This is a genomic window from Thalassomonas sp. RHCl1, from assembly GCF_947387555.1.
GTDB lineage: Bacteria > Pseudomonadota > Gammaproteobacteria > Enterobacterales > Alteromonadaceae > Thalassomonas.
On record NZ_CANDNZ010000005.1, the window covers coordinates 332,875 to 357,943 of the forward strand.

A 25,069-nucleotide genomic window follows, 5' to 3' on the forward strand; every position below is an offset into this window, starting at 1 on the left:
GTGGCACATCAGTAAAAGTGGGGGTACCCGTCCCTGGGTACATGCCTTAGTCATGTATAAGGCTTCATCCCTGTAATCAACAAGTCTGTAATGCCTTACATGCCTGAGCAGTTTTGGCCGTCACATAAGAATACGCCTTGTAAAGGTGTACCGCCGGTTTCCAGGGTGCGACTTACTTCCAGGGTATTTAAGTCAAGTTCAAAGAAAATACCGTTGTCGGTGGCAAAGGCATAAAAGTAGTTCATATCCGGTGAAACCAGGCTGGTATGAGACTGCAAAATAGTGCCGTTTTTCTGCGCGCCGCTTACGGTGACATTTTTGATCAGGCTGTGCGTGGTGGTATCAATCACAGAGACAAAAGTATCTTTGTGGTTGGTGATAATCGCCAGGTTTCTGTCCGGTGCAAAGGTGGTGTGCCCTGCCCCCAGGCCAACTTCAATGGTTTTCACTATGGTCATGGTTTCGGTATCAAGCACATATAAATTGCCTTCGGTGGAGCCGATATACATGTGCTGTCCGTCGGGGTGCATATTGGCGTGATGGCTGCCCATCACTTCTATCGAGTCTTGCGCCAGCGAGGTTTGGGCAAGTTCGGTTAATACGCCTTTTTGCATCTTGTATTTGATCACCAGCGGCGCATAGTTGTTTTGCGCCGAGCCTTCGGCCAGGGCATAAAAGATACGTTTTCTTTCCCCCTGCATCAGGTGATGTACCGCAGTAGGTGTTGCAATTGAGCTTAGCTCGGTCACCTTATATTCGCCGTTTCTTTTTAAACGCACCTTGTACACATGAATCGTACGGTTCGGGCGGTCAATCAGGGCAAACTTTCTCTTGGAGAACCAGAACGGATGTCCGGTCGCATTGCTGCCGCCATAATCGCCGTTGGCTTCATAAACAACATCTTCACCCACCGAGGCAATTACGGTGTCTGTGTCGATATCTATCAGGCTGGCCATAGGTTTGTCGGCGCCGGTGACCAGCTGCAAGCGCATATGGGCATTATAGGCTTCTGCCGAACGCGGGTAATGGGGCAACTCTACCAGGCCGATTTGTTCAAAGGTTTGCGAGTCGATGACATCCATAGAGTTGCTGCCGCGGGTTACCGCGTAAACCTTGTCCAAATCACCGGCTTTATCCACCGGGTAAGGATCCGCGCCGTAGGTGGCAGTGGCGCTTTTTAACGTCATGTTGTTCACATCAACCACCACCACGCGGTCTTCAAGCTTATCGCCATAATAGGCAACAATTTCAAAACCCTCTTCCTCCAACGGAACATCTGTTGCCGCAACACTTGATGTTACCGCAGCCGCGGATAAGCTTGCCGCCAATAACAACGAGTTAAAATATTTATGTTTACTTTTCATTAAGTTTTCCTTGTATGTGTACTGCTAAATAAAGATGGGGTGGTTAAAGGTGTTTAATAACCGCAGTTAAATATGCGCACCTAAAAAGAAATCGGCCTCATAGCCAGCGCCCTGCTCTGCCGCCTGGGGCTGATCCAGGTTTTGGTTCAGTTTGATAAAGTTATTGATAGCTTCTTCGAGCAAAAATGCCGTCGGGCTGTGTTTGGCCCTGGCCAGTTTTTCCAGTTGATGGTTAAGCTCAGGATTAAGTTGAATAGTCATGTTGCCAGACACAAGATTACCTCCGTATAAAAATTGTTGGTCAGCTCAGGGGCGGTTATAAACCGGACCGGATCATAAATGATAATAATAATCATTTTCAAGTTGTTTGATTACCATGAGAGTGTGCCGCTTCTGACACAAGACTTCTGTGACTAAGTCACATAAGGGAAAGCAATTAGTAAATGTAGGGTTATTATTTGATTGAGATCAAAAATAACAGACTGGCTGGAATTTTTCGCTCGGCTAAGCGACAAAAAGAGGATTCGACCGGTTATATGCTTCGCCGGTTTTCACATCCATATGATCACGTAAAACTGAATATTCCGAAAATAAAAAAACCCGCCGCAGCGGGTTTTCATCATCATTTATAGCAAGCGCTTAACTCATATGCACCAGCATATTGGTAGGCTCTTCCAGGAACGACTTCCACAAGTTATTGAAGCGGGCAATAGAGCCGCCGTCAATGATTCTGTGGTCGCCAGACCAGCTCACCTGCATAATGGCGCGGGCTTCTACTTCACCTTTATCATTAAAGCGTGGCAGGTTTTGTACTTTACCTAAGGCCACAATAGCCGCTTCCGGCTTATTGATAATAGGGGTAGCAACCGTACCGCCGATGGCGCCGATATTCGAGATGGTAATAGTACCGCCTTTTAAATCGTCGCTGGCAACGCGGCCGTCACGGGCATCTTGCGTTAACCGGCTGATGTCTTTGGCCAGGTCTAAAATAGACTTGGTTTGTACCTGCTTAACATTTGGTACCAGCAAGCCCACTTTAGAGTCAACCGCCATGCCGATGTTATGATCGCTGAAATAGCTGATCTCGGTGCAGTCGGCGTTAACTTGTGAGTTGATCACAGGGAACTGTTTTAATGCCAGCGACATCGCCTTCATAAAGAACGGCATCATAGTCAATTTGATGTCCTGCTTGGCGTATACTTCTTTCAGCTCGCCGCGCAGTTTGATCAAATTGGTCATATCGATTTCTTCACAATAGGTAAAGTGAGGAATGGTCGATACCGACTCAGTCATCGCCTTGGCCATCGCCGCCTTGATACCGCGGATAGGCTCAACTTTTACGCTACCTTCTACAGCCGCTGCCGGGCTGGTTACCGGTGCAGTTGTCGAAGCAGGAGCCGAAGCTGCACCGCCTTCTTTATAAGCAATAACATCGTCTTTATACACCCGGCCTTTTTTACCGCTGCCGGGAATTTCATGAATATTGACATTAAGCTCGCGGGCAATACGTCTAACCGCCGGGCTGGCAATCGCTTTACCGTTAACAATTTTCTTGGCTTCACCGTTACCACCAGCCGCCGCTTGCACTGGCGCAGGGGCTTGTGCAGCAACAGGTGCTGACGCTGTTGTTGCCGCAGGCGCAGCAGCAGGTTTTGCAGCGCCACCAGCCACTTCAATGGCAAACAAAGGAGAATGTACTTTTGCGATATCGCCTTTGTTATAGTAAAGCTTAACCACTTTACCGGCATGCATGGCGGGGATCTGTACCAGCGCCTTGTCTGTCATCACATCGGCAACCGCCTGATCTTCTTCAATGACATCGCCTTCGGCTACCAGCCATTCTACCAGCTCACATTCAACGATACCTTCACCGATATCCGGTAAGATAAAGTCTTCTACATTACTGGCACCATTTGCTGCTGCCTCAGGTGCAGGCGCCGGAGCGGCTTCCTGTACCGGCTCAGCTGCAACCGCAGGAGCCGCTTCGCCAGCGCCGCCTTCAGGCGTCATCGCAAATAAAGGTGCGTGTACCTTGGCAATGTCTCCTTTGCTGTAATACAGCTTGTCGACCTTGCCGGCATGCATCGCCGGAATTTGTACCAGGGCTTTATCTGTCATCACATCAGCGACCGGCTGATCTTCTTCGATAATATCCCCTTCATTTACCAGCCATTCAACCAGTTCACATTCAACGATACCTTCGCCGATATCGGGTAATATAAAATCAATGCTCATGCTGATAATCCTAGTAATTGATGCTGCGTTTGATCGCTTCGTATACTTTTAAGTGATCCGGAATATATTCCTTTTCCTGCGCCAGCGGATACGGGGTATCCAGGCCACAAACACGTTCAATAGGCGATTCTAAGTGTAAGAAACATTCCTGCTGAATGGTGGCGGCAATTTCACCGGCGAAACCACTGGTTACCGGGGCTTCGTGGCTGATCACTAAACGGCCGGTTTTAGTAACCGAGTTAGCAATGGTTTCTACGTCCCAAGGTAAAATAGAGCGAAGGTCAATCACTTCACAGGAAATGCCGTCGGCAGAAGCCATTTCTGCGGCTTTTTCCATGATTTCCATTTGTGCGCCCCAGGCAAGCAAGGTGATGTCGTCACCTGTGGTGACCACGTCTGCTTTACCTAATGGCAATTGATAATCTTCTTCCGGTACTTCACCGGTAGAAGCGCGGTATAAACGCTTAGGTTCAAAGAAAATCACCGGGTTGTCGTCGCGGATAGACGCCAGCAACAGACCTTTGGCCTGGTACGGGTTGCGGGGAACTACTACTTTCAGACCCGGGGTATGGGTGAAGTAGGCTTCCGGCGACTGGCTGTGGTATAAACCACCGGCAATACCGCCGCCGTAAGGGCTGCGGATTGTTAAGTTACCAACATCAAATTCGTTACCGCTGCGGTAACGGAACTTGGCGGATTCGTTGACGATTTGATCGAACGCCGGGAAAATATAATCGGCAAACTGGATTTCGGCAATCGGCACACTGCCCTGGGCCGCAAGACCGTTGGCAAAACCGATAATGCCCTGCTCGGTCAGCGGGGTATTGAAACACCGGTCTTTGCCGTACTTGTCCTGCAAACCGCTGGTAGCACGGAATACGCCGCCAAAATGACCAACGTCTTCACCAAAACAAAGGGCGCGATCATTATCCGCCATTGCAATATCAAGCGCATTATTAATTGCTTGTAATAAATTCATTTGCGCCATAATTATAATCTCCCTGAAGTGACAGGATAAGCATCAGGATATTTCTTGATGTGCTCAGCCAGCGCATCCAATTGATCTTGTAAATGCTTAGGTGGAACATCGTAAACGTCATTAACCATTTCTTGAAGTTCAGGCTTGTCAATTTTCTCAGCCACTTTTACCGCAGCCAATACTTCTTCACGTAAACCTTCAAACAAGGTTTCTTCCTGAGTTTCATCCCACCATTTTTGCGCCAGCATCCAGTTCTTCATACGTAGAATAGGATCATGGGCCTGCCATTTCGCTTCTTCTTCACGGGTACGGTAACCGGACGGGTCATCAGAGGTTGAATGCGCGCCCAGGCGGTAAGACATAGCTTCGATGATCACAGGTGCACTTTCTTTTAACGCATATTCACGCGCCAGCTGCACCGCTTTCATTACCGCCAGGATATCGTTACCGTCGATACGAATGGTTTTAATGCCGTAACCGACACCGCGCGAAGCGATACCGTTACCGACATATTGCTCGTCAGACGGAGTAGAAATGGCATAACCATTGTTGCGGCAGAAGAAAATAACCGGCGCTTTATGCACCGCCGCCATATTTAAACCGGCATGGAAGTCGCCCTCTGATGCGGCGCCTTCACCAAAATAACAAATAGTAACGGCATCTAACCCTTGTAATTTTTGACCATAGGCATAACCCGACGCTTGTGGAATTTGGGTGCCTAACGGAGAAGAAATGGTCATGTAATTAAGTTCGTTGCTGCCGTAGTGGATCGGCATCTGACGCCCTTTACCCAGATCTTTTTCATTGCTGAACATCTGGTTCATAAACTGCTCAGTGGAGAAACCACGGAACATTAAAGCGCCCTGCTCGCGGTACTGGGCCATGATCATGTCCTGATCTTTTAACGCCGCCGCACCGCCGACACTGGTGGCTTCTTCGCCCAGTGCCGCCATATAGAAGCTGACCCGTCCCTGACGCTGGGCCGCTACCATACGTTCATCCAATACCCGGTGAAAAGCCAAAGTTTTATATACCTTAGTGGCTAATTCCTGATCGATTTCGGGTAATTCTGCCCCCGGATACAGGGTGCCATCTTGTTGTAATACTTTGAGGATTGGAATTTCAACTGAATGACCGTCAATAAAAACAGGCTTGTGTACAACCGGCCCTTCGTTATATATCTCAGTGTTCATAACATTCTCTTTATTATAAGCCTTGCGGGGCAAGGTGAGTTATCCTTAAATCTAGCTGCTTGTAGTATAGTCCTTAGACAGCAGTCTTTAGCAGCACTCGAGTTATAGCTTGTTGTCATGTAATAATCGCCCAGCACTTTACCTTTACGTAAACTGATATTCAAGCATTAGCAAAGAAAAGCGCTAAGATTTACCGGCCAGTTTGAGCAGTTAAGTTTACAGTTTAAAGACACAGGTGATGACTTAGCTGATGAAAAACCTGATAAAAAGCAGAATAAACAACTGGATAAATTGCTAAAAAGTCACGAATGTCCCGGGCGAAGAAAATATCGGGCAAATGAATAAATATTAGCGAATAGCGATTAATTAACTTTCATAACCCCCCCGCCCTGTGGCTACCCTTTACTTCCCTGCATTGCCTTATTTTATTATCCAAGCTATATTCAAATTTGTTAAATATGAATAATTGAGGTAGATATGGCCACGACAAGTCTCAGCCTGGGCGAGCATTGGGAAGCCTTCATTAAAGATGAAATAGCCAGTGGCCGTTACGGCTCCGCCAGTGAAGTTGTTCGCGATGCATTGCGCACTATGGAAGAGCGTAAAACTAAGTTGGCCGCCCTAAGAGCACATTTGGCAACAGGGGCTCAACAAGCTGCCTCAGGGGACTTCGTTGATGACTTTTCTATGGATTCATTAATTGCCGATTTAGATAATAACGAGTAATGGCAAAATACCGGGTCACACCCCAAGCCCGTGATGCTCTAAAAAATATAGCTCGATATACGGAACAACAATGGGGGAAAAACCAACGAAACATTTACCTTAAAAACCTGGAAGCAGCCTTTAATACTCTTGCGGAAAACCCAAAGCTTGGCAAGCATAGAGCAGACATCCATGAAGGTTATTACAGCTTCGCACAAGGACAGCATGTTATCTTTTACCTTATCCATCACCAAGGCATAGATATCATAGGCATTCCCCATAAAAAAATGGACATTATCCATTATTTTCATTCCAGTAACTATTAACTGAAAATCAACCAGGCTCAGTATTACTATAGTTTTCTTACCTGACAGCATCGCTGATAAGCAGTTGAAATGCATTGTTTTATATGGATAATCATCCACCTTCAAGATTTAACTTTTTCCACCACTACAGGGACGTCCGCTTATGAAACCTCATGTTTTAACTTTTCTCGGCCTATTGGTTTTAACCGGCTGCAACACTACGCCAACCGGCCACACAGAGCTGCCACTAACAGAAGCCGAGCTGTTGACCGAGAAATGGCAGCAATTAAAACGGATTGAGCCTTTATATCCCCTTGAAAGCGCCAAGGCCGATAAAGATGGCTGTGTCACCTTAGCTTATGTGATCACCCCGGATAACCTGATTGAAGATATCCAGGTGTTAGAGGCAAGTAATCGCTATTTTGCCAGGGAGGCCAAAAAGGCCCTGAGTCGCTGGAACTGGTCACAGCTAAAAAAGGGCACCATAGCAAACCCGGTAAAAACCCGTACCCGTTTTGAATTTTGCATTGAGAAACAGGGTGAGAAACAATGTGATATCACAGCCTTAGTCAACAGCAAAAGCTGTAGCGGAACAGATGTCGTTCCCGTTGTTGGTAAAAAAACCGTAACAAGAACATATCCCGGTAAGTGACAAATAAATGTTATCATTTTAATCACCTACAATTAACAAAAGTTTTACACAGCAGGTGAAATATAGTAGCTTGGGGTTGGCATAATTAAGTGCCGCTATTTACAAGGAGAGATCTATGAAAATTAAATTAACTAAAAAGAAACTTAAAAATTTAACCAAAGATCAAAATGTATTGCCTGTAGCAGTGACGCAAAAAGTGGGCGGTGCAGGCTGGACCTGGACTTGGACTTGTGGTTGTCATCAATCAAATGGTCCATTTGCTTGTATTCCAGGCGATAACGACAATGCCGACGCATAAATAAGTCTTAACAGTAATGCTAAAGATACCGGCTAGTATGGTATCTTTAGCTCATCACATAAATGCCTGCCGGGTTCTGTCATAAAGCACCGGCGACATCACTTACCGCTATTGCCGCTACCTTTCTTAGTCTTAACAACAGCAAAAATTAATCCGCCAGCGTTAAACCACTGGGTAGCTTATCCGGCACCGAATCAAGCATGTTCAGTGACGACGGATCGGTAAGTGCCGATAAGAAAGCCATCAAATTGTCAATTTCATCATCATTTAACGGCTCACCCGTGACCGCCAGTCTGGGGGAGACTGTCGACCATAAGCTAAAGATTGTACTCAGATCATCCTGGAATGTTCCCACATGCTCAGGTTCAACCTGACTGTCGTCATAGCTGGCTAAAGAAGCCTTAGGATCAAGATGGTGGCGCACGGCATCTTCTAACTTGGCAAAGGCCCCGTTATGGAAATACGGCGCTTCCAATTCAATATTACGCAGCGAAGGAGTACGGAACTTAAAGTTATCCTCCGGGTTATTGGTAATGGCACCACGCCCTAAGTCTAATGGCGCCGCCTCTCCTCTGCCGGTGCCTACCTGGGGCGCAGCGATATTATGGAAGTCGAAATCGGTTTGCAAGCCGCCGCTGTGACAGCTGGCACAATTTGCCCGACCATAAAATAATAACGCACCCTTTTTAGCATTTACTGACAGGGCATTATTATCACCGGCTAAGTAGCGGTCAAAAGGCGAGTTTAAGGCGGTGAACTCATCGGTCATAAAGGCGCCCAAAGCTTCGGCGATATGGGTAATATCGATATCTTCGTCCTTAACGCCGGGAAAAGCAGCGGCGAGCAGGTCATTATAACCGTCATTATTAACAACCCGCGCGGTCACTAACGGCCAAATTTGGGCAAAATCGTCATTGGTGAGTCCGGCCATTTCATTCGGCTGGCCGAATACGTCTGGCTGACCGGGAAAGCCGCGCATCTCTTCATCAGGCGTTACCGGAATAATCGAAAATGCCGCCAGGGCATTACTGAAATTTTGCGGGGTATCGGCACCGGCGGGAGAGAAAAAGCCGGTGGCCGGGGTACCCCCTAAACGGCCATCCCAAAACATGGTATCCCAGCCAGCCACCCCGCGGTTCCATAAACTTAAGGTATTTCGCGGCAAGAACTGAAAGAATTCATCGCCATTTTTGCGCCTGCTCGGCCCTAAGCCTATCGCCCCCTGCCCCCGGGATTGGCTTTGGGCATCGGCAGAGCCAAGCACCGGGCTGTGGCAGGTAGAGCAGGACATATTGCGACGCCCGGAAATTTCTTTTTCAAAAAACAGGTTACGCCCTAACTCCACTAAAGCCGCCGGCTGGGTTGCCGGGGGAGTCACCGGAAAAACCTGGTGATGTTGCAGCTTTGCTCTTAAGTAATAATCAACATTGTAAACATTTGCCTGCGCTGCCCCCGAAACCGAAGCTCCCGTAAGCAGAGCAAACAATAGCGTCGATTTTTTTAATTTTGAAAACATCATATTCTTCTCCTGTAATGTCAATGGTGAGTGCCACCAATTCCTTGATGATCGATAGTTTTCAATCGAGAGACTTTTTAAACTCTGGTTATTTATAATTAGGTTCGAGAGAAAATCATCATATCCGGCCAAACAAAAGCGTTTGACTATAGATACTATCGGTGAGGCGGGCGGTTAAAAATAGACACCTTCAAGGCCAATAAGAGTCATTTTAGGTAATCAGGGGATTTTTTTGGCCAGTGCTGCAGATGCAACAGGACAGCAGGAGTTATCCCGGCCATTTACCTGAAGTCTTTAAAGGTTTTCCCGGTCCACATTTTAAATGCCCGGCGAAAATTCGATAAGTTGGTATAACCCATCTGCTCGCTGACTTGATAAATACGCAGCTTATCATTTTGTAATAAACTGATAGCTTTATCGGTTCGCACTTCATTGAGGATCTCTTTATAGGTGATATCCGATTCCTGCAGCTTACGGCGTAACGTCCGGGGCGAAAGCCCCATCAGCGCAGCAATATCGTTTTGACTCGCGCTCATATTTCCTTGCTGAATAATCGCTTTGCGTACCCGGCCGATAAAATCACAACCGGGTTTGGCAGAGAGTTTAAGGTCAAAGTATTCGGTGAGGTTTTGCAAACTGACGGGATCATTCGAAGCAATTGGATTATGCAGTGCTTGCTCATGGAAAACGATACCGTTGAACCTGGCAGCAAAACACACCCTGATATTGGGAAAAAGCGCCCTGCTCCAGCTTTTAGGACGGGGAAAACTAAAATGGATGGATTTTACCGCCGAGGTAAGATATCCGCCGGTGCCTTTTATCAGGGTAATATTGGCACTGATAAACATCAGGAACAAAAACGGGCCGACTTCACCAAACTCAGCCCCCTGCTCCACCTTTAAGATACATTCATTCTTTTTAAGACATTTGTTAAGCTCAAACAAACTATTTCTCAAAGAAAAATAGCGACTTAAAGTATCCAGTGCTTTATCTAATGTTGGCGAGCATTTAACGGCATAACCCATTAAACCAAAAGAGTGTTCGCCGATATAACGTCCCAGCTCATAACCCAGCATATCATTGCCGGTAAGCTCAATGGCATTGACCATAAATTGCTTTTGCACAGAGAAGGCCAGCTTACCGTCGGCATCATTGAGTATATCCCGCAGCTGAGGCAAGTTCCTCAATAACTCCTGCTCATGATAACCCTGCTGCAGCAGCCAGCGATACAAGATCGCAATATGTGTGGTAGGAAATTCAAGATCGTTAAAATAATGAAGTTGTCTGCCGGGCATATTCCATTATACCTAAAATAAGTTAAACCTGTTGTGAACTTATCTAGACATGGAAACAACAAAAATTATTTCAATAATTTTTTACCGATAGGTATAAAATATAAAAAAGAACAGCCTCTGTACTGCCAGACTTGTAATGCAGGAGAAAAAATACAGGGGGGAAAAGCAACTTGCCTGTTTAACATATAAGCATGCCAAACAGGCAATGAAGGCATTAGTCGATATCGGTGGGAATAACCGTTAATAGCGCCCGCTGACCAATGGCAACAGCAGCATTGGGGAAAATAATTGCCTCTCCGGCTTTTTTCACCCTGTGCTCGATATCACCGTCGGTTGCCAGCAGATAACCTTGTGGGAAGTCGGTAAAGTTCTCAACATCGTCGGCAAAATGCAGGGTAAAGTTTTCCTGCTCACGATTGATGGTCTGGTAAATTTCAAAAATACTGAAGTCTTCGCTGTTGTAGTCTTTTAACTGCAGATCTTCGCCGCTGATAAACCGGGTCAGGGTTTGCGTGACACCGGCAAAATTTGCCATATCGTTTTCACCAAAAGGTCTGACTTTTCCAAGTTCCACGGTAAAGGCATCGGCGCCAAATTCATTGGACGAGAAATAGCTGAAGGTGGTGGTCGGCGAATGGCTGAGTAAGATGGTATTAACACCGCAGGCAAGCATAAACTGCAGCTGCTCTTTTTTCCACGGCTGGCCGTGCCTGAACGGATAAACGGCAAACTTATCATTTTTTGAACCGCGAATAGCGGTATGCAAGTCATAGTGGTAACGCTGGCGCTCAGATGAGATGTCACTGCCTTGAGTGAAGAAATCCCGCACGGCATTTTCTAACGCCAGTGCCCGGTGACGCTCTTTGTTGATCAGCCCGGACGCATCCCCCTGGGGTAAAGAGTGGGCGCCGGAGAATAAACGGTTGAGGTTTTCTTCAACAAAACGTTTGCCGATATTAATCGCTGCCGGATTACCGAATAAAAACAAGACCCGCTCTTGCAGGTGTAGTTCACCTAAAATCAGCTGCTTGACTAAATCGGTACAAATCTCAATCGGCGCAGTTTCATTGCCGTGTACCGCACAGGATAAAACGATATCTTTACTGGAAACATGATCTAAAGGTTCAAAAACGATGATGCCGGTATCTAATACGCTGACCTTGCTTTTGGCCTGCGTTTTTTTGCAGCTCACTTCAAATGAAAAAGTACTGTCAATTGACCATTCATTTGCCCGGGTTAAGGCGAGAAAATCCCCGGTGGTTTGTAATTCTTGCTGTAACGATGACTTCATTCGGCATACTCTCCTGATCAAATAAGCGCATTAGTGTACCCGAAATTTTTGATAAAATCGTGTGTTATTCTTTTGTTGAAGGTTTGTTGAGGCCTTGAGCCGCCTGGGCTGTGAATAATTATTCCCTTTCATCGAATAGCTTTTCAAGATTCGCCAGACATGCCAGCCATCCCTGCTGATGAGCCGATCTCGATGCTTCATCGGGAAATAGGGTATGCCTGAGGATTAATTGTGCCCGGTTGGCAGAGAGCTCGCTAAAGCCCAGCTCCACCAGGCTGTCTTTGGCGATGGTTGAATTCCAGGACATCACAATCGCCGAATAGCGGGTAATTTCCTGGTAATGCCCCCAAATTGAGGCTTCAGAGCCGTCTTCAAAAAACATGGTGAGTGAATATTCACCGTTAACGGTAAAATTACTTCTCACCCTGGAGTCTTTATATTTTTGCGGAGCGGCGAAGAACCATTTTGACAACAGGCTCACCTGGGACCAGGCATCAAATAATTCCCTTTTAGAACAGTTAAAAACTTTTTTAATCACTAACTCACCGGCTTTCATGGTGATTTCCTTTTTTCATTGATAGTACTTTTTTTGCTAAGCACGAACGCTTCCAATTCATTTAAGCGGTTATGCCAGAAACTGGCCTGCATACTGATATAAGCGGACACTTCCTGCCAGATGTCAAAATTCATATGGCAATAAACGGTTCGCCCCTGCTTGGTTTTATAAATGATATCGGCATTTTCCAGCAGGGAAACATGCTTTGATATTGCCCCCAGCGTTAAGTCAAATAGCTCTGCCAGTTCACCGACAGACTTCTTACCCTCAGACAGCTGCTCCAGCATCGCCCGCCGCCGGCTGTCTGCCAGGGCAGAAAAAATCAGATCTAATCGTTTATTAGTTTCCATAATTGGAAAGTATAGCGAACAAAAAATGAAACAACAAAGAAATTTAACTTTAAAATTCAATATGATAATTAAATTTAAAAATAATCTGCATTCCGATACTAACCCGGTATATTTTCTCTACACTATGTACAGGTAAAGCTCATAAATACAGACATCAGGAGAAAGTTCATGAGTAATATCGCATTAAAAATAGGCGTCAAGGCCAGCCGGGAAAAAGCCATGGCAGCCCTCAATACTCTGGAAGGCTTGGCAGCATGGTGGACCTGGGATGTCAGCGGCGATCCCGGTGAAGGCGGCACTTTAGCTTTTCGTTTTCACGGCCAGGGCCCCGATATGAAAGTACTGTCAATGACAGATCATAGCGTACACTGGCAATGCATTGCCGGCCATGAGGAGTGGCTGGGTACAGAAATCAAATTCACCCTTGCTGATGAAGGGGAAACCGCCATTTATTTTCAGCACCTGAACTGGAAGGATGAATCCGGGTTTTATGCCCTGTGTTCGATGAAATGGGCGACGTTTATGTTAAGCCTGAGACAATATTTAGACCAGGGCAGCGGCCACCCCTTCCCTGACGATATTCAGATTAATACCCTTTAACAGCACAGCGGGTGTGGTAACCGCCCGCCTTAGTTGAGTTTATATTTCAGCCGCACCTGGTTGATATATCGCTCGCGAGAGCTGCGCTTCACTTCGTGGGGAGCAAAGGCACTGCTCGCCTGGTCGAGTAAATCGACCAGGCGAATTAATTGCCGCCTTTGCTCTGGCGTCAGCGCTGTAAGGTCAAGTTCAAGCGCTTCCCCTACGATGGCTTTTATCATAGTGATCGCCAGCTCCTTAGTGGCAATATCTTCCGGCAATCCCGAACGGGTACATAAGCCATAGGTGCCGCTAAGAAAGTGTTGCCACTCCGACAACAGCAGAGCATCGAGCCGGGCTTTGTTCGCCATCACTGGCAAGTGAAAACCTTGCGCCGCTAAGGCCGCCAGCCTTGATTGATACCTTGAGCAAAAATCAGCAAAAACAATTGCTGCTATATCCTGCTTTTCAGCTTTCTCAAGCTCCAGGGCAAGCAGGTATTGCAACCAGCCCACATATCCTTTGGCATAATATTGTCTTTCTTCTTCCTGATAATGCTCGCCAAAAAAAGAGTCCAGCACTAAAGTGGTTTTCATCCGGTACGAAGCTCCGGGCATGATCTTTTTAGCAAGCAAGCGCTCAAAACTGCTCTCGTCTAACTTAGCCCGGATTAATAGTTGTGAGCGGGTATAGAAATGGTCGTTTAAATATTCAGTCAAGCAAGCGGCCTGAAACTTCATGGTGATAACTCCTGTTTTTTTAACGCAGGATAACACCGTCCATTTTACTTGCTTCGATACAGCTCGAACTATGGCTGTTTAACAAGGAAGGTTGCAGCCCAGGCGACATAACAGCAAGATATTTTTTTATATTATATTGAAAGAATGTGTTTTCTGTTTGTCTGCCCTGAGCCACAAATTTCTTACCGCCTGGTTAGCGAATTTCAATCTGTTTGGCTTTTTGCTCCGATACCGGCGATTTGGGAATCGTCAATTCCAGCACCCCCTTATCATATTTAGCCGTAACATCCTGCTCAGAGATATTTTGGCCAAAGTTAAAGCTTCTGAAATAACTGCCAAAACGTCTTTCTTTCAGCACATTTCCGCCGCTTTGCTTTTCCTCGCTTTCATCGCTGTGCTCGGCTTTAATGCTCAACTGACCGTCATGGATAGCCACGCTGATGTCATCTTTATCAAACCCCGGCAACTCGGCGTGTAACAAGTAGCTGTTTTCGCTTTCATCAATATCTACCGCCGGCATATTATGTTTTTTGCCTGCAACATCTAAGCCTGATACCGGACGAAAGAACCCCTGAAACAAGCTGTCAAAATCATCGTTAAACACGGATGGAAATGCAGATTTACGTTTGATTAAGTTCATGATCATTCTCCTTTCTTTTCACAAGAAAATTACCACAAAACCTCATGATAAAAATAAACCAGGTAAGCCCGGAGTTTTCCCGGACAAACCTCCCCATAAGTATTCCTAAACAGCAATTAAATTATAGCCTTGCAGGAGAATTTGGCCGTGAAAAGACTTGATCTGGATCAAGGGAAACTAGGTTATTTCCCCTGTGTAAAGACAATAAAAAATGGCCCTGGCAAAAGAGAAATTATTTCCTGTGCCAGGACCATTTCAATGACCCGGGAGCATTAACTGCTCACAAAAAATGCCGGTTAAAACTTCACACTTGCACCCAGCTCAACAATGCTGCGCTGGTACTGATAAATATCCCTTGGCGCATCATAGTTATACCAGCTGCCTTTGACATAACCGTTGACCTTATAGTCTTTGTTTTTCCATAACAACCGCTGGTAATCGACAGAAAAGATCGTACCGTGGTTATCGACCGAATTGTTTTCATCCTCGTCCTGCTCGCTTTCATCCTGGGCGAGATCATTGGCGTTACGGTAATCGATATATCGCAACCGGGTGGTCAAGGTATTGTTTTTATCCCAGCGGTAGCGCCAGGTCAAAGAGGCATTGACGGTTTCACGGTCGTAATAACCGCTGTGACTATCTTCCAGATCTTCCCGGTATGCCCTTAGCACCAGGCGGTGCTGTTTATTGATGCTCCATATCCCGGAAAGCAACAAGCGGTAATAATCATAACTTAACTCGGAATTTTCTATAGCCTTGCCGTCATCATCCCGGGCTCTTTTATCGTCATATTCGCGATCCCGGTAGCGGAAGGAGGTCTCCAGGCGCCAGCTTTTCGCGGGTTTATAAAACCAGCGTATGCCGGTGCCCAACTGCCGGTAATCCAGGTTGGATAATGAATCTGAGCCATCGACCTCTTCATAATCCTTGTTGAGCAACTCGGCAAACAGGTTCAGACTGTGCTTCTCATTGAGATTAAAGGTGTAATCCGATTGCAAACGCCACCAGCGGTTATCATATCTGTCTTCGATTTCTTTTCCGCCTGATGTTCCGACCTGCCCGGTAGAGCGGCTGATATAGGTCTTGTCATAGTTACTGCCGGAAACGGCAAAGTTAAACTTGTTGGTATTGTCAAAGGTATGCCGGAAACCAAGTTTAACATCCTGTTTATCGTGGTCAGCATTTTCCATTTTCGACTCAAAAGTGGTCTTGGTCGCTTTAAGGTTGACATATAGACCATTATCGAATTTGTCCCGATAGGAGAAAGTCGTTTTATAAAAGCGTCCCGACTCCGGCGCGAATTTATCGGCAAGGCGGAAGGCATTGTTATCACTGCCGCCTCCCAGACTGATTTCAACACTGGAATAGGCAACGGGTATCACTAAACTTTGCGCAACTACCACTAGCGTACTGATTAAGTGAGTTTGTTTCATATCTTCCCTTTTAAATTAAATTGTTAACCAAGTTTTGGGCTTGTTCATTTGTCGGCACCAGTTTCAGCACCCTACCGGCTTCCTGGTGACATGTTGTTAAATCATCTTGCTGACAATGAATTTGTGCCAGCAATAACCGGGCATCTACGGCGCCGGAGTTTATCGACAGTAAAGTTGTTAAATGTTCGATGGCCTTGGACGACTCCCCTTTTTCCAGAAGAATTTGTGCCAGGCGATAATGGGCTGCTTCGTTATCCAGCTCTAAGGTTAATAATTGCCGGTAATATGTTAAGGCGTTCTCCCAGTCCCTTTGTTGCCAGGCTAGTTTAGCATACAAGGCTATAACTTCACTCTCCTCATCCCCTAAAAGCGTTAACTTATTTAGCCTTTTTTGCGCCGGTTTAAAATGTCCGCGGTCGATATCCAGTGTGATCTTATGCAGCAGCAGCGCACGGTCATTTGGCGTATATGCCAGTGCCTGTTCGGCATATTGGTTAGCCAGGGATAACTGCCCCAGGCCGTAGTGCAAACGGCTGAGCTTCTTCAATAGCGGGTAAGCATACAAATTGCTTTGTTGCAGCCGATCTAAAGTCGCCAGCGCCTGCTGAAGTTCCAGGTGCTTTTCCTGTTGCAGCGCCAAATGGTAGAGCTGACGGAAACGAAAACGGTCAATGTTCTCAGGCCCCTGCTGCTCTTCAAATCCTAAAAGCAGTTCCCGCTGTGGCATCTGTTGTCCGGGACCTGTTGTTATCAGCTGGGCTAAATACCAGGCATAAGCATACTGGGGCCGTAAGCTGGCCTTAAGTGACTTGGCCAGCATGGCTTGCTCAAGATCAGTCAGGACCACAGCACTGGCTTCATTGTCCCCAGAGAGCAGCACTAACATATGCCGGGCCAGTTTACGCCGGGCTTTGATTTTTTCATTCTTGGCCAGGTAGCGCCATAATTGTTGCGCTTTTTTCTCTTGTCCTGCTTCAAAAGTCGCCCATGCCAGCGACCGGGTGGCACTGAGGTTAAAGGGCGAAAGCTCCAGCGCCTTATTCAGTGAGCTGACAGCCCCGGCAAAGTCGAGATTTTCCAGCTGAAAGCGCCCTAACTCGGCCCAGGGCTTATAATGTTTGGCATTTAATTTTGCCGTTCTGGTAAAGGTGATAAACACTTGCTGATAGGGCAAATGCAATTTTTCCTGCGTTTTTGCCAGCCCCAGCCAGGTACCCGGGTGATCGGGGCGATATTCAATCGAGGTTTGGTAATGGCCTAAAGCCCTTTGGTAATGCGCTTGCTGATAAAGACATGCTGCCAGGATCGCATGGGCTTTTGCCAGTTTAGTGCCGCGGCTGATGTTAACCGCATGCTCCAGTACAGGAATAGCCTGTTCATAGTCCTGCTTTTCTTTAAACAGTAAAGCCAGGTTGATTGCCGCTCCCTGGTGGGAGGGATCATGTGCAAGCACACTTTGATACGTGGTGATCGCTTGCGCTTTATCGCCGGTACGGGCATAGGCCAGCGCCAGGTAGAAGCCGCCGTTAATGTTATGCAATGCTTTTGTCGGTAGCTCGGCCAGCATTTCAAGTGCCAGCACAGGGTTTTTATTGATTATCGCCTCTTTGGCCAGCATCAGCCGGGCCAGCTGCTGCTTTACTTGCGTCAAGGCTTGCCACTGCTTACTGCCATAAAGCTCGGCCGGCGAACTTATGCCTTTTAACCAGGAAAACTCCTGCTCTTTGGCCGCTGCGTCTTTATCAGCCTGAGATGCTTGCTCCTTCACTTCCTGATGCAACGCAGATAGCAGTTCATTGCTGCTGACCGACTCAAAATTTTCCTTTTCTATCGCCGCCACCGAAACAATTTGTGCTGCTTCACGGCTATGCTGTGATTGATATTCCAGGTAAAAGAGTCCGCTGGCGGCACTCAAAAAGATCACACTGGGTAAAATGGCATTTTTCATACGGGTTCCACCAAAGGATAAAAATGTTCACGGGTTAAGCTTTTTTGCTGCACATTCTGTATTTCTAATCCGGGTCGGCCGTTAACTTCCAGGACCTGTGGCCCTTGCTGCTGGTCAATACAGATATCCACCCCTAAATAACCGAGCGGCATGGCATGGGCACAGGCACGGCTCATCTCTAAAATCTCCGGCCAGTAAGGCACAGCAAAACCTGCCAGCACAACCCCGGTATCCGGATGATGAGTCAAACTTTTCCCCTGCAAACTGGCATGGGTTAATTTACCTGTTTCCAGGCAGACACTGGCGCCTATGGCTCCCTGGTGTAAATTAGCTTTGCCTTGGGATTTCGCCGTCGGCAGGCGTAACATGGCGGCAATAACCACTTTATTGGCGACTATCACGCGGATATCTGCCAGCCCCCCCGATGCCAGGGTTTGCAGTCGGCTGTCTTGCTTGATCAGGGGTTCGATATAAGCGATGTCCTGCTCGCCATGTTGGGAAAAACTGCCGCTGATAATATCGCTGACATGATCTTTGAGCATCTGCACGGTCCAGCATTTACCGCCGGCAGAAGTAAAAGTCTCCCCTTCCCGTGCGGTGATCACGACGATGCCGTTGCCCTGACTACCACAATTGGGCTTGATCACGAATTCATGGTGCTCGGCCAATATCGCATCGAGTTGGTCAACCTGGCTATGAGACGGGCAGGAAAACACGGTACCGGGAACGGCGATATTATGCTCCGCCAAAAGCTGCTTGGTTTTTAACTTATCTGCCGCCAACAGCAGGTCTTTGGCATTGTTTAACCGGTAAACAATTTCCCGGTTACGCTCGTTAATGCCGATCACCGCTTCATCCTTTTTCAGCAAGCGATTAAAACGGATCAACTCACTCAAGCGAATGCCGTTCCAGCGGCCAATACCGATTTGCAGCGCCAGGACAATCAGCAGGGCTTCTGGATAGAGGGTAAAAATGCTTTGCAGATAAATGGATTGCAAAAACGCATAACACACGGCAATCACTACCAAAGTGCCTGCCGAGCGGGACAATAATCCCTGCCAGTCGCGCTCACTGCTGAGCTGGGTCAGTTTTTCGGCGATAAAACTAATGATCACCACGGGAAAAAGGGCAAAAGCACCGGTATTAATGGCATGCCTGCCGGGCAGGAAATAAAACACCAATAAAACAAAGATGGTAATAATGGTCATGGTAGCCGCCAACCGGGGGATCACCAGCAACCGGGCTTTTTCCAACACGATCAGGGAAGCATATGCCACCAATACCACCAGCAAGACACCAATCAGGCCGCTCAGCAAACCGCTATAGGTACAAGTGATCGCCACCAGCATAGGCACAAAAACACCAAAGGTTTGCACCCCCACCAGGTTTCTAAAAAAAGTGGTGATCAGGGCACACAGCGGGAAGAGTAAAAAAATCGCTATGGTTTGCTCGCTTAAATGAAAAGGTTTAAATAGTTTCGCCAGGTTGATGGTCTCGCTGCCCTGCTCATAACTATTAAAATACAGGCCGGGGGCAACCCGGTTTTCAGCGCTTGAAAATTGGTAGTCAAACTGGATATTGGCGGTATGCTTAAACAGCGACTGATCACCCCGGTATAACTCCAGATAATGGCCGGGCAGCTCGGCAAAATAGCCATTGGTGGGATCAAAGGGGATCCAGTAGCCCTGGATAAACACTTCTACCCATTGATGGGAAGTACGCTTTTTCACTTCATTGAGTACGACACCTCCCACCAGTCGGGCTGGTATGCCTAAACCACGCACCAGGGAAACAAACAACCGGCTTTTGCCGTTACAACTGGCGGCGCCAAGCCTTAACGCGGTTAATGAGCTGGTAGTGCCTTTAAAAGGGAGCGTCTCCAGTTCCGATGTATAATCATAAATTGCCTGCAAGGATTGTTGCAGGTTATTGGCATTTTTCGGTTTGATCTCTTGCCACAGGGCGTCAATCTCGGGATGATTCACCGCAATTGCCGCCGTTTCCTGCAGATAGTCGCTGTAGTTTTCATCCTGATTACGTTCAACTTCACTATCGGGCAATAAGTTGTATTTAACCGAGGTGGTTTTTATTTTCGCCTGATAATGAATGCTGTCCGCCTGTGCTTCCCCTTGCCAGACCCCCAGTTGCCCGGCAATAGAATAAGTGCGGGAAAGATCCATTTGAGGAGCATCAACAGATTCACTGATAATTTGTTGTCGGGCGCTACTTTGCGGTAAATAGGTAGAGACCTTTACCCCTTGCGGAGTGGATTTAAAGGCCATGGAAAGATCATAATTATACAAAGTGGTAGGCGTTATCCAACCGGCACGCTTATCTCCCTGATAATACAAAATACCAAAACAGAAAATAGCACTCAAAATAAGGACTTTTTCTGCCGTTAAAACCTTGCCCGCCCGGGTCAGTGATCTCATGCTCATTTCAAAAGGTCTGCCAAGTAAAAAACACAGGCTTTATTATCGGTAAAATCCCCCCCTTACTCAGTGAGACTATTGTTATGGTTTTGTTTGCCTATGTAGGGACTTGTTGGCAAATACTGCACTTTTGCCGCTGAAGTAAGGAAAAATAAAGGAAATAAGCTCACCTTGCCCCTTGGCTTTTTGCAGAAAAAAGGCGATTAAGATACAGTAGTTCTGGTATCCTAGTAACAGCTATTCCATGGGCTTTGGGGCAGCTTGTTAATTTCGTTTTTTGAAGGTGATCCGGATTTATGTTTGTTCGTATTTATAGCGGTATTTTTCTTGCCATCCTGGTGTCTATTGCGGGGGTTTACGCCACCTACCAGCTGAATTTGCAAAGCCGTTTATCCTCTTATAGCCAATCGGTGCTGCAAGGCAGCCTGGTACTGATCTCAGAAGGTTATAACAGGCAACAGGACAAGAACAAAGAGCGCTGGTTGTCCCTGGTCGGGAAAATGACCGGACTTAATCCATCCATTTCCACCTTAAATAAAGTGGCGGGAGATCCCTGGCAGTTAACCATAGCCGGTGAAGGTAAACTCAATATTGCCATGACCCACCTGAACCAGGAAATTTCCATTGCCTTAGATCACATCGGCGAGCAGCAGTTGCGCGCCATTGCCCTGCTGATCCTCAACGAACTGGCCCGGGTAAAAGACGGTGAGCAAGAGCAGGCATTGCAAAAGTTGCAGGCACTGTTTTCTTTCCCTGTCACCTTTATCAATAAAAATGAGCTTGACCTGGATTCCCAGCAGCAAATACGCCTCAATAAAGGGGAAGTGGTCGTAAGTTCACTGAGCCAGGATGCCGGTTATTCGGTTTATGTAAAAACCAAACAAGACAAAATCCTCCATGTCGGCGTGATCAATAAGTTTGAGCCCCTGACCACACAATTACTGGTGATCCTGATCTCCATCTGTTTGCTGATCACATCTCTGGTGGTCTACTTCCTGGTATATCGTCTGGAATACCGCCTTAATGTTGTCAATCATATCGTAGGCGAATTTGGCCCGAAAAAAATCAAAAACCGGGTGCCGATCAAAGGCAATGATGTCATCACCCAGCTGGGTATTAAGGTCAATGAAATGGCCAGCCGAATAGAACAATTATTACAGCATCAAAAAGAAATTACCCAGGCTGTTTCTCACGAATTACGTACACCGATAGCCCGGATCCGCTTTAGATTGCAAATACTGTCCGATGCCTGTGACGAAGTAGAAGAAGCCCAAAACAGCGAAGAAATAAAATCGCAGCTGGATGAAAAAGTTATCGGCATCAGCCGGGATATCGACCAGCTCGAAGCCTTGATTGACGAGATGCTGTGTCTGTATAAGCTTGACATTGACCCGGCAGACTATAAACGCAGCCTGGTCAATATTGATGAACTGCTGACCTCAGTATTGGATTTGGCAAAACTGCCCTACTCCCACATCGACTTTAGCCTTAAAAAGCAAGCCAATATTACCGGTTATTGTCACGCCGATGATGTAGATCGGTTATTACAAAACCTGATCAGCAATGCCGGCAAACATGCCGATAGCCGTGTTGACATCACCCTGGAGCAAACCGAGCAGGGATTCTGCATCAGCGTAGGTGATGATGGCGCCGGTATCCCCCAGGCAGACAGGGAACGGATTTTTGAACCTTTTACCCGCCTCGACAGCAGCCGCAATAAAAAAATCAAAGGCTACGGCTTAGGCCTGGCGATAGTGTCACGCATTGCCCTGCTGAACCAGGCGAAAGTCTGGGTTGAGACCAGCCCCTTAGGAGGTGCGAATTTTAAATTCCATTGTTTATGTGCCGAGCATTTACCTGCTAATGAAACGGCACCTTCCTCTTTAAAAACGCTACCTGAGGACACCTTACCTGAAGATGATTTAACAGAAAGTGCTTTAGCTCAAGGCTCGATGGAGAAGCCGGAATGAGGACTTCGACAAAAGTCGAACATAAGTATAACAAAACAGCTATTGCCTGTTTGTTTACTGCTCTTTTTAGCTATAACGTCGCTATGGCTAATGAGCAGGATATGATCAGCGAGCTGGATCTGCTTAATGAACTCATTGCCATAGAGTCTGGTGGCTCTGATACGGGAGGGACTTACCCGATATATGATGAGTCAGATAATTTCGAAGAGCCTGATCAAGAGCCTGACGGTGAAGACGAAGCACTCAGTCTAGAAACAGATTACCTCAATGAAATTATCTTTCTCGAAAGCAGTTTGGCCGAAGATGATGTTGCTGACGAAGAATTAGAAGACGAACTCGAGGAAAATGAACTCGAAGAAGAGAAATTAGAGGAAGATGAACTTGAGGAAAATGAACTCGAAGAAGAGGAGTTAGAGGAAGACGAATTCGAAGAAGAAGAATTCGAGGAAGATGAACTCGAAGAAGAGGAATTCGAAGAAGAGGAGTTCGAAGAAGACGAATTCGAAGAGGACTTATCTAACGAAGAACTCGAAGAAGAAGAGTTCTACGAAGATGAGGATGACTTTGAAGAAGATGACATGGACGAAGACGGCTTAGACGAAGACGACATGGACGAAGGCGACATGGACGAAGACGGCATGGACGAAGGCGACATGGACGAAGACGGCATGGACGAAGACGACATGGACGAAGGCGACATGGACGAAGGCGACATGGACGAAGGCGACATGGACGAAGGCGACATGGACGAAGGCGACATGGACGAAGACGACATGGACGAAGGCGATTTCGAAGAAGACGACTTTGAAGAAGGTGATTTCGAAGAAGACGACTTTGAAGAAGGTGATTTCGAAGAAGGTGATTTCGAAGAAGGTGATTTCGAAGAAGGCGATTTCGAAGAAGAAGAGTTTGAAGAAGGTGACTTAGAAGAAGAGGAATTCGAAGAAGACGACTTTGAAGAAGGCGATTTCGAAGAAGAAGAGTTTGAAGAAGAAGAATTTGAAGAATGCGATTTCGAAGAAGAAGAGTTTGAAGAAGGTGACTTAGAAGAAGAGGAATTCGAAGAAGAGGAATTCGAGGAAGAGGAATTCGATGAAGAAGAATTCGAAGAAGAGGAATTCGAGGAAGAGGAATTCGAGGAAGAGGAATTCGAAGAAGAGGAATTCGAGGAAGAGGAATTCGAGGAAGAAGAATTCGAAGAAGAGGATTTCGAAGAAGAGGAATTCGATGAAGATGAATTCGATGAAGAGGAATTCGATGAAGAGGATTTCGATGAAGAGGATTTCGAAGAAGAGGAATTCGAAGAAGAGGAGTTCGAGGAAGAGGAGTTCGAAGAAGAAGAACCTGAGGAAGAAGAATTCGAAGAAGAAGAGTTCGAGGAAGAGGAGTTCGAAGAAGAAGAGCCTGAGGAAGAAGAATTCGAGGAAGAGGAGTTCGAAGAAGAAGAGCCTGAGGAAGAAGAATTCGAGGAAGAGGAGTTTGAAGAAGAAGAGCCTGAGGAAGAAGAATTCGAGGAAGAGGAATTCGAAGAAGAAGAGCCTGAGGAAGAAGAATTCGAGGAAGAGGAGTTCGAAGAAGAGGAGTTCGAGGAAGACTTCACAGATGAAGAATTCGAAGAAGACTTCAATGATGGAGAGTTCGGGGAGGATGAACCCTAGCAAGAAAAGTAATATCTGCTTGCTATATTCGCCTTTAAAGGTAAAAATTCAGGGAAATTAATGTTTTATTTATTGGGCATGATCAACGCCTCAAAATTAAAGCATCAATATTACCTTGGACACTTTATGAGCGAAAAAAAACAAATATTAGTGGTGGAAGACGATCAGGACCTGGCATTGCTGGTAAGTGAATACTTAAATGCTCAAGGATTTTCCACCAATATCATCGACAATGGCTTAGATGCCGTCGATGAAATTATCAATAAACAACCTGCCCTGGTAATTCTCGACCTTAACTTACCCGGAAGAGACGGCTTTAGCATATGCCGGGCGGTCAGAAGCCAATATCCCGGCCCCTTGCTGATGCTGACCGCATCCGATGAAGCCATAGATCAAGTAGTCGGCCTGGAGTTAGGCGCCGATGATTATGTCAAAAAACCGATAGAGCCAAGAATACTGCTGGCGCGCATTCGGGCCTTATTACGCCGTATTGAAGAAATTGAATTTAAAAGTGTTCAGCAAAAAAATACCGGCGCCGAAAGCCAAATAGCCGATACAAGCGGTGAAGCCGCTATTTCAGCCCAGGACATGCTCACCGCCGGTGACATCAGCATTCATGTTGCCAACCGAATCGTCTATTTCCATGAAACAGAGCTGAATTTAAGTACCCCGGAATATGAACTGTTATTGATCCTGGCCCAGCATGCCGGTGAAATCGTCTCAAGAAACTTTTTATTTGAGCAAATAAAGGGTTATGAATACGACGGGGTCAGCCGCTTCATTGATATCATTATTTCTCAGCTAAGACACAAATTATCGGATGAGGCTGCCGCTATCATCAAAACCATCCGCGGCAAGGGATATTTACTGATTAGATAACCGCAACGTTATCTCAAAATGAAATGAAAACCAAAGGCAAGCGTTACCGCT

23 protein-coding genes are annotated in these 25,069 nt (G+C 46.6%); 8 read left to right on the top strand and 15 right to left on the bottom strand.

What is annotated here, in order from left to right:
- Positions 1-95 precede the first annotated feature (95 nt).
- From QL234_RS16485 to QL234_RS16505, 5 genes are all read right to left on the bottom strand, one after another.
- Positions 96-1,364 (bottom strand): hypothetical protein, encoded by a 1,269-nt coding sequence (locus QL234_RS16485; RefSeq protein WP_281558914.1) that lies wholly within the window; start codon positions 1,362-1,364, stop codon positions 96-98.
- Between the two features lie 66 nt (positions 1,365-1,430).
- Positions 1,431-1,637 carry a hypothetical protein gene (locus QL234_RS16490; protein WP_281558915.1) on the bottom strand — a complete coding sequence of 69 codons (207 nt, stop codon included), beginning with the start codon at positions 1,635-1,637 and terminating at the stop codon, positions 1,431-1,433.
- A 366-nt stretch (positions 1,638-2,003) separates the two neighbouring features.
- The gene (locus QL234_RS16495; RefSeq protein ID WP_281558916.1) at positions 2,004-3,599 is read right to left on the bottom strand and encodes a dihydrolipoyllysine-residue acetyltransferase; all 1,596 of its coding nucleotides are present in this window, start codon (positions 3,597-3,599) and stop codon (positions 2,004-2,006) included.
- Between the two features lie 10 nt (positions 3,600-3,609).
- Positions 3,610-4,587 (bottom strand): alpha-ketoacid dehydrogenase subunit beta, encoded by a 978-nt coding sequence (locus QL234_RS16500; protein WP_281558917.1) that lies wholly within the window; start codon positions 4,585-4,587, stop codon positions 3,610-3,612.
- A gap of 2 nt (positions 4,588-4,589) precedes the next feature.
- Positions 4,590-5,771 (bottom strand): thiamine pyrophosphate-dependent dehydrogenase E1 component subunit alpha, encoded by a 1,182-nt coding sequence (locus tag QL234_RS16505; RefSeq protein WP_281558918.1) that lies wholly within the window; start codon positions 5,769-5,771, stop codon positions 4,590-4,592.
- 477 nt (positions 5,772-6,248) lie between these two features.
- Here QL234_RS16505 and QL234_RS16510 point away from each other — a divergent pair, with 477 nt between their 5' ends.
- The 4 genes from QL234_RS16510 to QL234_RS16525 all read left to right on the top strand — a co-directional run bounded on the left by QL234_RS16510 (position 6,249) and on the right by QL234_RS16525 (position 7,731).
- Positions 6,249-6,497, top strand: a complete 249-nt coding sequence (locus QL234_RS16510; RefSeq protein WP_044836260.1) for a type II toxin-antitoxin system ParD family antitoxin — start codon at positions 6,249-6,251, stop codon at positions 6,495-6,497.
- Positions 6,497-6,802, top strand: coding sequence for a type II toxin-antitoxin system RelE/ParE family toxin (locus tag QL234_RS16515; protein ID WP_281558919.1), 306 nt, complete (start codon positions 6,497-6,499; stop codon positions 6,800-6,802). The genes QL234_RS16510 and QL234_RS16515 overlap by 1 nt, the downstream gene beginning before the upstream one ends.
- A gap of 142 nt (positions 6,803-6,944) precedes the next feature.
- Positions 6,945-7,433, top strand: coding sequence for an energy transducer TonB (locus tag QL234_RS16520; protein WP_281558920.1), 489 nt, complete (start codon positions 6,945-6,947; stop codon positions 7,431-7,433).
- A 115-nt stretch (positions 7,434-7,548) separates the two neighbouring features.
- Positions 7,549-7,731, top strand: a complete 183-nt coding sequence (locus tag QL234_RS16525; RefSeq protein WP_281558921.1) for a hypothetical protein — start codon at positions 7,549-7,551, stop codon at positions 7,729-7,731.
- Between the two features lie 148 nt (positions 7,732-7,879).
- Here the strand turns inward: QL234_RS16525 and QL234_RS16530 are convergent, their stop codons facing one another.
- From QL234_RS16530 to QL234_RS16550, 5 genes are all read right to left on the bottom strand, one after another.
- A complete protein-coding gene (locus tag QL234_RS16530; protein ID WP_281558922.1) occupies positions 7,880-9,250 on the bottom strand; it encodes a cytochrome c peroxidase in 1,371 nt (456 codons plus the stop codon).
- Between the two features lie 278 nt (positions 9,251-9,528).
- Entirely contained in the window at positions 9,529-10,542 is a 1,014-nt protein-coding gene (locus tag QL234_RS16535) for an AraC family transcriptional regulator (RefSeq protein WP_281558923.1), read from the bottom strand.
- A 214-nt stretch (positions 10,543-10,756) separates the two neighbouring features.
- Positions 10,757-11,833 carry a succinylglutamate desuccinylase gene (astE, locus tag QL234_RS16540; protein WP_281558924.1) on the bottom strand — a complete coding sequence of 359 codons (1,077 nt, stop codon included), beginning with the start codon at positions 11,831-11,833 and terminating at the stop codon, positions 10,757-10,759.
- Between the two features lie 118 nt (positions 11,834-11,951).
- A complete protein-coding gene (locus QL234_RS16545; protein WP_281558925.1) occupies positions 11,952-12,389 on the bottom strand; it encodes an SRPBCC domain-containing protein in 438 nt (145 codons plus the stop codon).
- Positions 12,386-12,739 (bottom strand): metalloregulator ArsR/SmtB family transcription factor, encoded by a 354-nt coding sequence (locus tag QL234_RS16550; RefSeq protein ID WP_281558926.1) that lies wholly within the window; start codon positions 12,737-12,739, stop codon positions 12,386-12,388. The genes QL234_RS16545 and QL234_RS16550 overlap by 4 nt, the downstream gene beginning before the upstream one ends.
- Positions 12,740-12,907: 168 nt before the next feature.
- On the opposite strand from QL234_RS16550, the gene QL234_RS16555 reads away from it, so the two are divergent.
- A complete protein-coding gene (locus QL234_RS16555; protein ID WP_281558927.1) occupies positions 12,908-13,339 on the top strand; it encodes an SRPBCC domain-containing protein in 432 nt (143 codons plus the stop codon).
- A gap of 29 nt (positions 13,340-13,368) precedes the next feature.
- Here QL234_RS16555 and QL234_RS16560 read toward each other — a convergent pair whose 3' ends face one another.
- The 5 genes from QL234_RS16560 to QL234_RS16580 form a co-directional block, all read right to left on the bottom strand.
- Positions 13,369-14,058, bottom strand: coding sequence for a DUF6058 family natural product biosynthesis protein (locus tag QL234_RS16560; RefSeq protein WP_281558928.1), 690 nt, complete (start codon positions 14,056-14,058; stop codon positions 13,369-13,371).
- A gap of 193 nt (positions 14,059-14,251) precedes the next feature.
- Positions 14,252-14,698 (bottom strand): Hsp20/alpha crystallin family protein, encoded by a 447-nt coding sequence (locus QL234_RS16565; protein WP_281558929.1) that lies wholly within the window; start codon positions 14,696-14,698, stop codon positions 14,252-14,254.
- Positions 14,699-14,994: 296 nt separating this feature from the next.
- Entirely contained in the window at positions 14,995-16,131 is a 1,137-nt protein-coding gene (locus QL234_RS16570) for a hypothetical protein (RefSeq protein WP_281558930.1), read from the bottom strand.
- 10 nt (positions 16,132-16,141) lie between these two features.
- Complete coding sequence (locus QL234_RS16575; RefSeq protein WP_281558931.1) at positions 16,142-18,079, bottom strand: tetratricopeptide repeat protein; 1,938 nt, start codon at positions 18,077-18,079, stop codon at positions 16,142-16,144.
- Complete coding sequence (locus QL234_RS16580; RefSeq protein ID WP_281558932.1) at positions 18,076-20,511, bottom strand: sugar-transfer associated ATP-grasp domain-containing protein; 2,436 nt, start codon at positions 20,509-20,511, stop codon at positions 18,076-18,078. Before QL234_RS16580 ends, QL234_RS16575 begins: the two co-directional genes overlap by 4 nt.
- 296 nt (positions 20,512-20,807) lie before the next feature.
- Here QL234_RS16580 and QL234_RS16585 point away from each other — a divergent pair, with 296 nt between their 5' ends.
- From QL234_RS16585 to QL234_RS16595, 3 genes are all read left to right on the top strand, one after another.
- Positions 20,808-22,481, top strand: a complete 1,674-nt coding sequence (locus QL234_RS16585) for an ATP-binding protein (protein WP_281558933.1) — start codon at positions 20,808-20,810, stop codon at positions 22,479-22,481.
- A gap of 101 nt (positions 22,482-22,582) precedes the next feature.
- On the top strand, positions 22,583-24,139 hold the full coding sequence (locus tag QL234_RS16590) for a hypothetical protein (protein ID WP_281558934.1): 1,557 nt from the start codon (positions 22,583-22,585) through the stop codon (positions 24,137-24,139).
- Positions 24,140-24,199: 60 nt separating this feature from the next.
- Positions 24,200-25,018, top strand: coding sequence for a response regulator transcription factor (locus tag QL234_RS16595; RefSeq protein ID WP_281558935.1), 819 nt, complete (start codon positions 24,200-24,202; stop codon positions 25,016-25,018).
- Positions 25,019-25,069: the final 51 nt, after the last annotated feature.

What these genes read in the sequence shown, in the direction of transcription:
- QL234_RS16485 (WP_281558914.1), bottom strand. Translation starts at nt 1,364, where the DNA reads ATGAAAAGTAAACATAAATATTTTAACTCGTTGTTATTGGCGGCAAGC.
- QL234_RS16495 (WP_281558916.1), bottom strand. Translation starts at nt 3,599, where the DNA reads ATGAGCATTGATTTTATATTACCCGATATCGGCGAAGGTATCGTTGAA.
- QL234_RS16500 (WP_281558917.1), bottom strand. Translation starts at nt 4,587, where the DNA reads ATGGCGCAAATGAATTTATTACAAGCAATTAATAATGCGCTTGATATT.
- QL234_RS16505 (WP_281558918.1), bottom strand. Translation starts at nt 5,771, where the DNA reads ATGAACACTGAGATATATAACGAAGGGCCGGTTGTACACAAGCCTGTT.
- QL234_RS16510 (WP_044836260.1), top strand. Translation starts at nt 6,249, where the DNA reads ATGGCCACGACAAGTCTCAGCCTGGGCGAGCATTGGGAAGCCTTCATT.
- QL234_RS16515 (WP_281558919.1), top strand. Translation starts at nt 6,497, where the DNA reads ATGGCAAAATACCGGGTCACACCCCAAGCCCGTGATGCTCTAAAAAAT.
- QL234_RS16520 (WP_281558920.1), top strand. Translation starts at nt 6,945, where the DNA reads ATGAAACCTCATGTTTTAACTTTTCTCGGCCTATTGGTTTTAACCGGC.
- QL234_RS16525 (WP_281558921.1), top strand. Translation starts at nt 7,549, where the DNA reads ATGAAAATTAAATTAACTAAAAAGAAACTTAAAAATTTAACCAAAGAT.
- QL234_RS16530 (WP_281558922.1), bottom strand. Translation starts at nt 9,250, where the DNA reads ATGATGTTTTCAAAATTAAAAAAATCGACGCTATTGTTTGCTCTGCTT.
- QL234_RS16535 (WP_281558923.1), bottom strand. Translation starts at nt 10,542, where the DNA reads ATGCCCGGCAGACAACTTCATTATTTTAACGATCTTGAATTTCCTACC.
- astE (WP_281558924.1), bottom strand. Translation starts at nt 11,833, where the DNA reads ATGAAGTCATCGTTACAGCAAGAATTACAAACCACCGGGGATTTTCTC.
- QL234_RS16545 (WP_281558925.1), bottom strand. Translation starts at nt 12,389, where the DNA reads ATGAAAGCCGGTGAGTTAGTGATTAAAAAAGTTTTTAACTGTTCTAAA.
- QL234_RS16550 (WP_281558926.1), bottom strand. Translation starts at nt 12,739, where the DNA reads ATGGAAACTAATAAACGATTAGATCTGATTTTTTCTGCCCTGGCAGAC.
- QL234_RS16555 (WP_281558927.1), top strand. Translation starts at nt 12,908, where the DNA reads ATGAGTAATATCGCATTAAAAATAGGCGTCAAGGCCAGCCGGGAAAAA.
- QL234_RS16560 (WP_281558928.1), bottom strand. Translation starts at nt 14,058, where the DNA reads ATGAAGTTTCAGGCCGCTTGCTTGACTGAATATTTAAACGACCATTTC.
- QL234_RS16565 (WP_281558929.1), bottom strand. Translation starts at nt 14,698, where the DNA reads ATGAACTTAATCAAACGTAAATCTGCATTTCCATCCGTGTTTAACGAT.
- QL234_RS16570 (WP_281558930.1), bottom strand. Translation starts at nt 16,131, where the DNA reads ATGAAACAAACTCACTTAATCAGTACGCTAGTGGTAGTTGCGCAAAGT.
- QL234_RS16575 (WP_281558931.1), bottom strand. Translation starts at nt 18,079, where the DNA reads ATGAAAAATGCCATTTTACCCAGTGTGATCTTTTTGAGTGCCGCCAGC.
- QL234_RS16580 (WP_281558932.1), bottom strand. Translation starts at nt 20,511, where the DNA reads ATGAGATCACTGACCCGGGCGGGCAAGGTTTTAACGGCAGAAAAAGTC.
- QL234_RS16585 (WP_281558933.1), top strand. Translation starts at nt 20,808, where the DNA reads ATGTTTGTTCGTATTTATAGCGGTATTTTTCTTGCCATCCTGGTGTCT.
- QL234_RS16590 (WP_281558934.1), top strand. Translation starts at nt 22,583, where the DNA reads ATGATCAGCGAGCTGGATCTGCTTAATGAACTCATTGCCATAGAGTCT.
- QL234_RS16595 (WP_281558935.1), top strand. Translation starts at nt 24,200, where the DNA reads ATGTTTTATTTATTGGGCATGATCAACGCCTCAAAATTAAAGCATCAA.